Source organism: Microbacterium arborescens (genome assembly GCF_049707515.1).
Lineage (GTDB): Bacteria > Actinomycetota > Actinomycetes > Actinomycetales > Microbacteriaceae > Microbacterium > Microbacterium arborescens_B.
Genome location: NZ_JBNAFI010000003.1, coordinates 443817 through 453284, shown reverse-complemented (window position 1 = coordinate 453284; position 9468 = coordinate 443817). Strand labels below are relative to the sequence as shown.

The window sequence follows — 9468 nt, the reverse complement described above, 5'->3', positions numbered from 1 at the left end:
TCCTTTCGGTCAGGTGTCTGTTGCGCGGCGGGCGCGGGTCTGCTCCGCGCGCGCGGCGAGCAGGTCGTCGGCGGGGTAGCCGACCTCGGTGAGGGTGAGCCCGCGGGCGGCCAGCACCGCGAAGGCACTCGTGCGTTCGCGGGCATCGCGCAGCACGGCGACATCCCCGATCGTCAGCCGGCCCTCCCCCACCGCGACGCACGCCCCGACGAGGGCGCGCACCATGCTGTGGCAGAACGCGTCGGCCTTGACGTTGGCGAGCAGCACGCCGCGCTCGTCGCGTCGCCAGTCGAACTCGAGCAGCGTGCGGATCGTCGTCGCTTCGGGCCGCGGCTTGCAGTACGCGGCGAAGTCGTGGAGGCCCGTGAGGCTGCGGGCTGCGGCGTCCATCGCCGTCTCGTCGAGTACGGCAGGCACGAACGTCGTGCGGAAGCGTTCGAGCGGGTCGTATCCCACGGTGCGATCGGCGATCCGGTAGGCGTACCGGCGCCAGACGGCGGAGAAGCGCGCGTCGAACCCGATGGGCGCCTCGGCGCTCGCCCGGACGTGCACGTCGGCGTACCGCCCGAGCACCCCGTTGAGGCGGGCGGCCAGTGCTGCGGGTTCCGGATCGCGTCCGCGGCGCAGCCTCGACTCCTGCGCCTCGCTGAGGTCGAGGTGTGCGACCTGACCGGAGGCGTGCACGCCGGCGTCGGTGCGACCGGCGACGACAAGCTGCGCCTCGCCGCCGAGGACGCGGCTGACGGCGGCCTCGATCGACCCCTGCACGGTGCGCAGTCCCGGTTGCCGCGCCCAGCCCGAGAAGCCGGATCCGTCGTAGGCGATGTCGAGTCGCAGGCGCACCCGATCAGCCCTCCAGCTCGGCGCGCGTGGGCGGGTTGGCGCCGGGCCGCGACACCGTGATCGCGGCTGCGCGTGCGGCGACCCCCATCGCGTGGCGGAGCGTGTCGGCGTCCGCCGGCACACCGCGCTCGACGAGGGTGGCGATCAGGCTGGCCATGAACGAGTCGCCCGCCCCGATCGTGTCGGCCACCGTCACCGGAACACCCGCGACCTCGACGACGGCGCCGTCGCGTGCGCGTCCGATCGCCCCGTCACCGCCGCGCGTGATGACGACCGCCGATGCACCCGGGCGCGCGATCGTCTCGAGCACCGAGAGGAGCTCGGCCCCGGGCCAGAGCCACGCGGCATCCTCGTCGCTCAGCTTCACCAGGTCGGCCGCTGCCGCGGCTCGCGCGAAACGTTCCCGCGCGGTCTCGCGCGACCCGACGAGGGCCGGCCGGATGTTGGGGTCGACGGTGACCATCGCCTGCCCGCGGGCAGCCTCGAGGGCCGCGAGGCAGGTCTCACCGCCCGGGTCGAGGAACAGGGCGATCGACCCCGTGTGCACGAGCGCGGCGTGTTCGCGGGGCGCGGGCGGAACGATCCCGGCGACCGCGAACTCGTACTCGGCTGATCCATCCGACCGGATGCGGGCACGTGCGGTGTCCGTCGCCGCGTCGGTCCACGAGCCCTCGGCGATCTCGGCACCGGCGTCGCGCACGTGCCGAGCGATCCGCTCGCCCCGGGCATCACGACCCAGGCGCGTCGCCAGCCGCACCGACGTTCCCAGCCGCGCGACACCCACCGCGACATTGGCCGGGCTGCCGCCGACATGCTCGGTGACGCCTCCCTCGGTCTCGACGATGTCGACCAACGCCTCACCCAGCACCAGGACCTCGGGAGAGCCCATGTTCCACCTGTTCTCGATCACGTCTCGCACTACTCGTCCGGTCTACCACATCACCTCGGGCAGGCCGTTTACACTGGGATGCCGCCGCCGCCCGTCCCCCCGACGCCCCGGATCTCGCCGTATGACCTCCCCTCCTGTTCCGCGCGCCCGCATTGCGGGACTCGACGGCCTGCGCGCCCTCGCCGTCGTGCTGGTGGTCGTCTACCACCTGTTCCCCGGCGCCGTCCTGCGAAGCGGATACGTCGGCGTCGACGTCTTCTTCGTCATCTCCGGGTTCCTCATCACGACGCTCCTCCTGCGCGAACGCGCGCGCGAGGGCAGAATCCGACTCGCTCGGTTCTGGGCGCGGCGCGCACGCCGACTGCTCCCCGCGCTCGCGGCCGTCGTCACCGTCAGCGCCTCGCTCGCGTGGCTCGTCGGCGGAGACGTCCTGGTCGACATGGGCACGCAGGTGCTGGGCGCCGCCACCTTCTCGTACAACTGGGTGTCAGTGGCCGACGGGGGCGGTTACTTCTCAGCCGCCGATCCCGAGATCTTCCGGAATCTGTGGTCGCTCGCCGTCGAGGAGCAGTTCTACCTGCTGTGGCCGCTTCTGCTGCCGTCGTTCCTGCTGCTTCCCGGCCGGCGCTCTCGCAGCGCCGCCGCCATCGTGCTGGCGGCAGCCTCCGCAGCGTGGGCGTTCGGCGGCCTCGCCGCCGGCGCCGACCTCACGCGCGTGTACTTCGGCACCGACACGCACGCCTTCGGGCTGCTCACGGGAGTCGCCGTCGCGTTCGCGCTGCACGGGCTCGTCGTGCATCGCGCATCAGTGGCGGGGGTGGGCCCGGTCTGGGGGGTCGCCGTCGGCACGCTGGCGATCGTCGGCATCGTGCTCGCAGCCGCCGTCGGGGGCGGGGAGGCCATCACCTACCCGGCGTCGAGCGTGGCGGCCTCGGTGCTCACCGCCGTCGTCCTCCTGATCACCGCGTGGCCGGGGTCGTGGCTCGGACGAGGCCTCGACGTCGTGCCCCTGCGGTGGCTCGGCGAACGCTCGTACGCGGTGTACCTGTGGCACTGGCCCCTCCTCGTGCTGCTGTCCTTCCCCCTCACGGGCACCGGTCCTGAGAATGGGGTCCCCGTGCCCGCGGGGATCGGGGTCGCCCTCGCGTCGGTGCTGCTCGCGGCCGTCTCGTACCGATTCATCGAGCAGCCGGTACGCCGGCATGGATTCCGCGGCACGTTCGCGATGATCCGGCGCGGGCTGCACGCCCGGCCCGCCCGCCGCGCGGCGACGCTCGCGGCGGCGGTGGTCGTCGCTCTCGCCCTCGGCGGGACGACCGCCGCGGTGGCGGCCGCGCCGCGGGAGACCTCGAGCCAGAGCGCCGTCGAGGCCGGTCGGGATGCGCTGCGCCAGGCGCACCGGCAGCCCACACCCGCACCGGCGCCGAGCGCCCAGACCGTCGACGGCACGCGCGTGAGCGCCGTCGGCGACTCGGTCATGCTCGCCTCGGCCCCCGGGCTCTTGACGGCGCTGCCGGGGATCGAGATCGACGCCGAGGTGTCGCGGTCGGTGTGGGCCGGCGCCCGCATCATCGACGACCTCGCCGCATCCGGAGCACTGCGCGAGTACGTCGTCGTCGGCCTGGGGACGAACGGTCCCGTCTCGACGGAGGCGCTGCAGAGCATCGTGGATGCCGCGGGGCCCGAGCGCTACGTCATCCTGGTGAACGCGTATGCACCGCGCGACTGGATCCCCGAGGTCAACCGCGTCCTCACGGAGTTCGCTGCGGCGCACCCCCGCGTCGCCGTCGCCGACTGGGCGGGCGCCATCGGGGAGCGCACCGATCTGCTCGCGGGCGACCGGATCCATCCGCAGGCCGCGGGCGGCGACCTCTACGCGCAGACGGTGGCGCGTGCCGTCGACGGTGCCGCGACCCGGCTCGCGACCGCGCAGTGGGCTGCCGAGCAGGCGCGCGCGACGCTGCTGGAGCTCTTCGGCCGCGCCCGCGAGAACGTGACCGAGGGTCAGTAGCGCCGCACCAGCACCCGGTCGCGCTCGAAGGCGGTGAACCCGAGGCCGCCGTAGAGCGCGTTGGCCCCCGTCGGGCTCTCGGTGTCGACGTCGAGCACGGCCGTGCCGAGCCCGGCGTCGCGCATCGCGCCGAGGGAGCGCGAGATCACCGCGGGAGCCAACCCGCGTCGGCGGTGCGAACGCACGACGCCCACGAGGTCGATGTACGCGTTGGGTCCGAGGACGTCGAAGTCACCCTCGTTCACCGATGCCAGGCAGAACGCCACGATGCGCCCGTCGTCGAGCGCGAGCGTGCACAGGTCGGGCCGGAGGAAGGCTCCGCCGATGAACTGCTGCCAGCGCTCCGGCGGGCTCGGGAGGCTCCCCCAGTGATCGCGGAACGCGTCGTTGCGCGCGAGACGGGCGTCCTCTGCGCGGTCGCGCGAGAACGGGACGAGCTCGACCCCCGCCGGCGGCCGGACCGCGTCGATCGGCTGAGACAGATCGCGGTGCATCGTCGAGAACCACCGCTCGGTGCGGTAACCATGCTTCTCGGCGATGCGCTCGAGCGCGAGGTCCTTCTCCGACGCGTACACCTGGATCTCGGCGGGGAGCGGTGCCGCTGCGGCATCCGCTGCGGCATCCCCGGCTGCCGCTTCGCGCAGCTGCTGCTCGGCGCGGGCGTGCTGCCATCCGAACAGGGCGGTTCCGATACCGCGACCGCGACGATCGGGCCGGACGCCGCCGGTCAGATGGACGTGCAGGTGCTCGTCGCGCGAGGGATGGAGTGTGACGGTGCCGACCGCGACAGCCTCACCCGCGTCGTCGAAGGCGATGAGTGTGTCACGCGAGTGATCGATGTGCGACAGCTCGAAGGTCTCGGCGACCTCCTCGCGCGGCGTCGTCCACGTCGGGTGGTCGACGCGGTCGGCGGCGACCAGGACCCCGTGGATCGTGTCGACGTCGTCGATCGTCGCGGTGCGCCAGGTCGCCACGGCGGGGCAGGACGGGGGCTTCGGCTCGCTCACCCCTCCACCCTCGCACACGTCCGTGTGAACGCCGACGGGCCCGCACCCTCCGAAGAGAGGTGCGGGCCCGTCGTGAGCGCGGGGCGCTGTTACTTCTTGTCGTCCTCGGCGGGAGCCTCAGCGGCGTCCGCGGCTGCAGCCTCGGCGGCCGCACCCTCTTCCGGCGACTCGGCGCCGGCGTCGGCAGCGGTGTCGTCGGCCGGAGCCTCGGTCGTCTCGTCGGCGGCAGCCTCGTCGGCAACCGGAGCCTCATCGGCGACCGGAGCGGCCGCAGCCGTCTTCTTGGCCGACTTCGGCTTCGGGCTCACCGGCTCGAGCACGAGCTCGATGACGGCCATGGGGGCGTTGTCACCCTTGCGGTTGCCGATCTTCGTGATGCGGGTGTAGCCGCCCTCACGCTCGGCGACCAGCGGCGCGATCTCGGCGAAGAGCTCGTGGACGACGCTCTTGTCACCGATGATCGACGCGACGCGACGGCGGGCGTGCAGGTCGCCGCGCTTGGCGAAGGTGACCAGGCGCTCGGCGAACGGACGCAGGCGCTTGGCCTTGGTCTCGGTCGTCGTGATCGACTTGTGGGTGAAGAGGGCCGCCGCGAGGTTCGCGAGAAGCAGGCGCTCGTGGGCGGGGCCGCCTCCGAGGCGGGGACCCTTGGTGGGCTTAGGCATGTCTCAATACTCCAGGAAGAAAAGCGGGCTCAAAGGTTCTCGTCGTCGTATCCGCCGTAGAAGTGCGCACCGTCGAACCCGGGAACCGAGTCCTTCAGCGACAGGCCGAGGGAGACGAGCTTGTCGCGCACCTCGTCGACCGACTTCTGACCGAAGTTGCGGATGTTCATGAGCTGGGTCTCCGAGAGGGCGACCAGCTCGGACACCGTGTTGATGCCCTCGCGCTTGAGGCAGTTGTACGAACGGACCGACAGATCGAGGTCTTCGATCGGCATCGACAGCTCGTTGGTGAGGACCTCGGCGACCGGCGCGGGGCCGATCTCGATGCCCTCGGCCTCGACGTTGAGCTCACGGGCCAGACCGAACAGCTCGACCAGCGTGCGGCCGGCCGAGGCGACGGCGTCGCGGGGCGAGATGGACGCCTTCGACTCGACGTCGAGGACGAGCTTGTCGAAGTCGGTGCGCTCACCGGCACGAGTGGCCTCGACGCGGTAGCTGACCTTGAGGACGGGCGAGTAGATCGAGTCGATCGGGATCTGACCGGCCTCGGCGTACTCGTTGCGGTTCTGGGTCGCCGAGACGTAGCCGCGGCCACGCTCGATGGTCAGCTCGAGCTCGAACTTCGCGCTGTCGTTGAGCGTCGCGATGACCAGGTCGGGGTTGTGGACCTCGACACCGGCGGGAGCCGAGATGTCGGCGGCCGTGACCTCACCGGCGCCGGTCTTGCGCAGGTACGCCGTGATGGGCTCGTCGCGCTCCGACGAGACCACGAGCTGCTTGATGTTGAGGATGATCTCGGTGACATCCTCCTTCACGCCCGGGATGGTGCTGAACTCGTGCAGCACGCCGTCGAAGCGGATGCTGGTGACGGCGGCACCGGGGATCGACGACAGCAGGCTGCGGCGCAGCGCGTTGCCGATGGTGTAGCCGAAGCCGGGCTCGAGCGGCTCGACGACGAACCGGCTGCGGAACTCGCCGATCTTCTCCTCGGTCAGAGTGGGACGCTGTGCGATGAGCACTATGTGTTCCTTTCGATCACGTGCCCGCTATATGACACGTGCAAATTCAGTGAGGTGTTGAGTTTTCAAGGAAACGACGGAAGTCCGGATGCCGCGCGGTGCGGCATCCGGATCCGTGTCAGCTCAGACGCGGCGGCGCTTGGGGGGACGGCAGCCGTTGTGGGCCTGGGGGGTGACGTCCTGGATGGACCCCACCTCGAGGCCGGCGGCCGTCAGCGAGCGGATCGCGGTCTCACGGCCCGAACCGGGGCCCTTCACGAAGACGTCGACCTTCTTGACGCCGTGCTCCTGCGCCTGACGCGCAGCGGACTCGGCGGCCATGCCGGCGGCGTACGGGGTCGACTTGCGCGAGCCCTTGAAGCCGACGCCACCCGAGGAGGCCCAGCTGATGACGGCGCCCGACGGGTCGGTGATCGAGACGATCGTGTTGTTGAACGTCGACTTGATGTGGGCGTGGCCCAGCGCGATGTTCTTCTTCTCCTTGCGGCGCGGCTTGCGCGCTGCGGACTTGGCCTGTGCCATGTGCGTGTTCTCCTAAACCTGTGGGGGCCGCGCCTTAGCGCGCCTTCTTCTTGCCGGCGACGGTGCGCTTGGGACCCTTGCGCGTACGCGCGTTGGTCTTGGTGCGCTGACCGCGCACAGGCAGGCCACGGCGGTGGCGGATGCCCTCGTAGGAACCGATCTCGACCTTGCGGCGGATGTCGGCGGCGACCTCGCGGCGCAGGTCACCCTCCACCTTGTAGTTGCCCTCGATGTAGTCGCGGAGAGCGACGAGCTGGTCGTCGCTGAGGTCCTTGACGCGGATGTTCTCGTCGATCTCCGTCGCAGCGAGGATCTCGTTCGAGCGGGTACGGCCCACGCCGTAGATGTACGTGAGGGCGATCACCACGCGCTTGTCGCGCGGGATGTCAACGCCGGCAAGACGTGCCATGCGGTTCTCCTAGGAGTAGTCGAAGGTGTGGAGCAGGATCGGTGCCCGGGCCTTCGTCCCGAGGTGTCCCCCGCCGGCCGGGCCGGTGCGAGTTCTGATCTGCCTTGTGAGTCGACCGTTGCCGGTCGTTGAGCGAGCGGAGCGAGTCGAAACGCGTTGCTCGCGGTATTGAGTTGTGTGCTGGGTTTCGACGCGGCCCTTCGGGCCTCGCTCAACCTTGACTTCGAGCGCATCAGCGCGGCTCCGCCGCGGTGACCCGCTCGAACTCAGCCCTGGCGCTGCTTGTGACGCGGGTTCGACTTGCAGATGACCATGACGCGACCGTGGCGACGGATGACCTTGCAGTGGTCGCAGATGGGCTTGACGGAGGGGTTGACCTTCATGATGTTCCTGATTCGCTGTCTTCGCCGACGGGACGAAAGTCCCGGGGCGTTACTTCTCGACCGGAGTGCTCTGGGCTCAGCGGTAGCGGTAGACGATGCGCCCGCGCGTGAGGTCGTAGGGGCTGAGCTCCACGACGACGCGGTCTTCCGGGATGATGCGGATGTAGTTCTGCCGCATCTTTCCGGAGATCGTTGCGAGGACCTTGTGTCCGTTGCTGAGCTCGACGCGGAACATCGCGTTCGGCAGAGCCTCGGAGATCACGCCCTCGATCTCGATGACACCGTCTTTCTTGGCCATACGCTCGCTTACAGTTGTGCAGACCGGTCGGTCTGCGTTGGATGGGATTGTTGGCGACACGCCAATACAGGCGCAACGCACCAAAGATCAAGCATACGCGCTACCGCACCCGCCGGCAACTCGCCGTATCTCTTCCGGCGCGTCGCCCCCCGCGCGGCAATCGCATCGCCTCGCGAGAATTGCTCGGCGCGGTGAGAATCGCTCGCCGCAGTGAGGATCGCGCACGCGAACCGATTCTCACCGCGACGGGCGATCGTCACCGCGGCGGCTCGCACCCGGGAGCTCCTCCCCCGGGGCGGGATCGGGCGACGGGCCCACAGAATGTGCGGGGGCGCGGCGGAGCGCGGGATGCCGCCGGCACGATGGTGTGCCATGTACGCGACGCCGTCCACGGATCTCCCGCTCGTCACCGCCCGCGAGATCCGCGAGTTGTCGCTCCCCCGGCATGGACTGCAGCGCGTGCGCTCCGGGGTGTACACCACGCGGGACGCTTGGTCGTCGGCGCGGCCCTGGGAGCGATACCGGATGCGCGTCGCGGCCTTCGGCCTCACCAGCCCCGGGGCGGTGTTCTGCCTCGAGTCGGCAGCGGTCCTCCTCGGGCTGCCGGTCTTCGGTGAGCCCCGCGACATCCACGTGTTCGATCCCGAGCGGGCGACCTCCACCCGCTACGGAGATGTCAGCGTCCATACCAGCACCGACCCCCGGGATGTCGTCGTCACTCTCGGCGGAGCGAGCACCTCGACCCTCGACACCGTGGTCGACCTCGCCCGAGTCCTCCCGCCCGCGCAGGCGCTGGCCGTCGCGGATGCCGCCGCCTCGCCGTTCCAGCACCGAACCGCTCCCGTCGTCGAGCCGGCAGCGCTCCGCGACCTGACCGACTCCCGGGCGGACCGCCGCGGTCGCGCGCGATGCCGCTGGGTGTGGGCGCGGGTGGACGGACGGGCCGAGTCCCCGTTCGAGACCGTCAGCCGCGCGGTGATCGAGTGGCTCGGCTTCGAGGAGCCCGACCTCCAGCGCGAGCTCGCGTACGAGGGCCACCGGGATCGCGTGGACTTCCTGTTCCCGTCGATGGGCGGCATCGGAGAGGCGGACGGCTGGTCGAAGTACGCGCTGGCCGACGGCGCGGCCGCAGCCGAGCGCCTCCGCGCGGAGAAGCGCCGCGAAGACCGGCTCCGGCGCGCGGGGCACGCGTTCGCCCGGTGGGAGTACGACGACGCCGTCGCGGCGTGGCCGCTCGAGCGGATCCTGCGCGCAGCCCGCATCCCCCAGCCGCGTCCGCATCAGCGCGCCTTTCTGGCCACCCTGACTCGAACGCCGCGCGCCCTCACACGGTGAGGATCACCTCACGCGGCGAGAATCACCTCACGCGGCGAGAATCGCCCACATACCGCGCTCGCCACCGCGGATCGCGATTGTCAGCCG

At 70.8% G+C, this 9468-nt stretch carries 11 protein-coding genes; 2 read left to right on the top strand and 9 right to left on the bottom strand.

The genetic code is table 11. From position 1 onward, the window contains the following. Window positions 1–9: 9 nt before the first annotated feature. Together truA and ACPYN5_RS09185 are read right to left on the bottom strand one after the other, a co-directional pair. Window positions 10–843, bottom strand: a complete 834-nt coding sequence (gene truA / locus ACPYN5_RS09190) for a tRNA pseudouridine(38-40) synthase TruA (RefSeq protein ID WP_424448668.1) — start codon at window positions 841–843, stop codon at window positions 10–12. Between the two features lie 4 nt (window positions 844–847). Continuing rightward, window positions 848–1753 (bottom strand): carbohydrate kinase family protein, encoded by a 906-nt coding sequence (locus tag ACPYN5_RS09185; RefSeq protein WP_424448667.1) that lies wholly within the window; start codon window positions 1751–1753, stop codon window positions 848–850. 100 nt (window positions 1754–1853) lie between these two features. On the opposite strand from ACPYN5_RS09185, the gene ACPYN5_RS09180 reads away from it, so the two are divergent. After that, window positions 1854–3743 carry an acyltransferase family protein gene (locus tag ACPYN5_RS09180; protein ID WP_424448666.1) on the top strand — a complete coding sequence of 630 codons (1890 nt, stop codon included), beginning with the start codon at window positions 1854–1856 and terminating at the stop codon, window positions 3741–3743. Here the strand turns inward: ACPYN5_RS09180 and ACPYN5_RS09175 are convergent. The 7 genes from ACPYN5_RS09175 to infA form a co-directional block, all read right to left on the bottom strand. After that, entirely contained in the window at window positions 3737–4750 is a 1014-nt protein-coding gene (locus tag ACPYN5_RS09175; RefSeq protein ID WP_424448665.1) for a GNAT family N-acetyltransferase, read from the bottom strand. The two genes, ACPYN5_RS09180 and ACPYN5_RS09175, sit on opposite strands and share 7 nt — an antisense overlap. A gap of 89 nt (window positions 4751–4839) precedes the next feature. Beyond that, complete coding sequence (gene rplQ / locus ACPYN5_RS09170; RefSeq protein WP_424448664.1) at window positions 4840–5415, bottom strand: 50S ribosomal protein L17; 576 nt, start codon at window positions 5413–5415, stop codon at window positions 4840–4842. Between the two features lie 29 nt (window positions 5416–5444). After that, complete coding sequence (locus ACPYN5_RS09165; RefSeq protein WP_424448663.1) at window positions 5445–6434, bottom strand: DNA-directed RNA polymerase subunit alpha; 990 nt, start codon at window positions 6432–6434, stop codon at window positions 5445–5447. 123 nt (window positions 6435–6557) lie between these two features. Beyond that, complete coding sequence (rpsK, locus tag ACPYN5_RS09160) at window positions 6558–6956, bottom strand: 30S ribosomal protein S11 (RefSeq protein ID WP_023954078.1); 399 nt, start codon at window positions 6954–6956, stop codon at window positions 6558–6560. A gap of 34 nt (window positions 6957–6990) precedes the next feature. Beyond that, window positions 6991–7365 carry a 30S ribosomal protein S13 gene (rpsM, locus tag ACPYN5_RS09155; protein WP_424448662.1) on the bottom strand — a complete coding sequence of 125 codons (375 nt, stop codon included), beginning with the start codon at window positions 7363–7365 and terminating at the stop codon, window positions 6991–6993. Window positions 7366–7631: 266 nt separating this feature from the next. Next, on the bottom strand, window positions 7632–7748 hold the full coding sequence (gene rpmJ, locus ACPYN5_RS09150; RefSeq protein ID WP_005050492.1) for a 50S ribosomal protein L36: 117 nt from the start codon (window positions 7746–7748) through the stop codon (window positions 7632–7634). Between the two features lie 76 nt (window positions 7749–7824). After that, window positions 7825–8046 (bottom strand): translation initiation factor IF-1, encoded by a 222-nt coding sequence (gene infA, locus ACPYN5_RS09145; RefSeq protein WP_017201569.1) that lies wholly within the window; start codon window positions 8044–8046, stop codon window positions 7825–7827. 372 nt (window positions 8047–8418) lie between these two features. On the opposite strand from infA, the gene ACPYN5_RS09140 reads away from it, so the two are divergent. Then, the gene (locus tag ACPYN5_RS09140; RefSeq protein ID WP_424448661.1) at window positions 8419–9381 is read left to right on the top strand and encodes a hypothetical protein; all 963 of its coding nucleotides are present in this window, start codon (window positions 8419–8421) and stop codon (window positions 9379–9381) included. Window positions 9382–9468 lie beyond the last annotated feature (87 nt).

Bases quoted from the DNA above. Each gene is read 5' to 3' on its own strand.
- ACPYN5_RS09180 (WP_424448666.1), top strand. From the start codon at position 1,854: ATGACCTCCCCTCCTGTTCCGCGCGCCCGCATTGCGGGACTCGACGGC.
- rplQ (WP_424448664.1), bottom strand. From the start codon at position 5,415: ATGCCTAAGCCCACCAAGGGTCCCCGCCTCGGAGGCGGCCCCGCCCAC.
- rpsK (WP_023954078.1), bottom strand. From the start codon at position 6,956: ATGGCACAGGCCAAGTCCGCAGCGCGCAAGCCGCGCCGCAAGGAGAAG.
- rpsM (WP_424448662.1), bottom strand. From the start codon at position 7,365: ATGGCACGTCTTGCCGGCGTTGACATCCCGCGCGACAAGCGCGTGGTG.
- rpmJ (WP_005050492.1), bottom strand. From the start codon at position 7,748: ATGAAGGTCAACCCCTCCGTCAAGCCCATCTGCGACCACTGCAAGGTC.
- infA (WP_017201569.1), bottom strand. From the start codon at position 8,046: ATGGCCAAGAAAGACGGTGTCATCGAGATCGAGGGCGTGATCTCCGAG.
- ACPYN5_RS09140 (WP_424448661.1), top strand. From the start codon at position 8,419: ATGTACGCGACGCCGTCCACGGATCTCCCGCTCGTCACCGCCCGCGAG.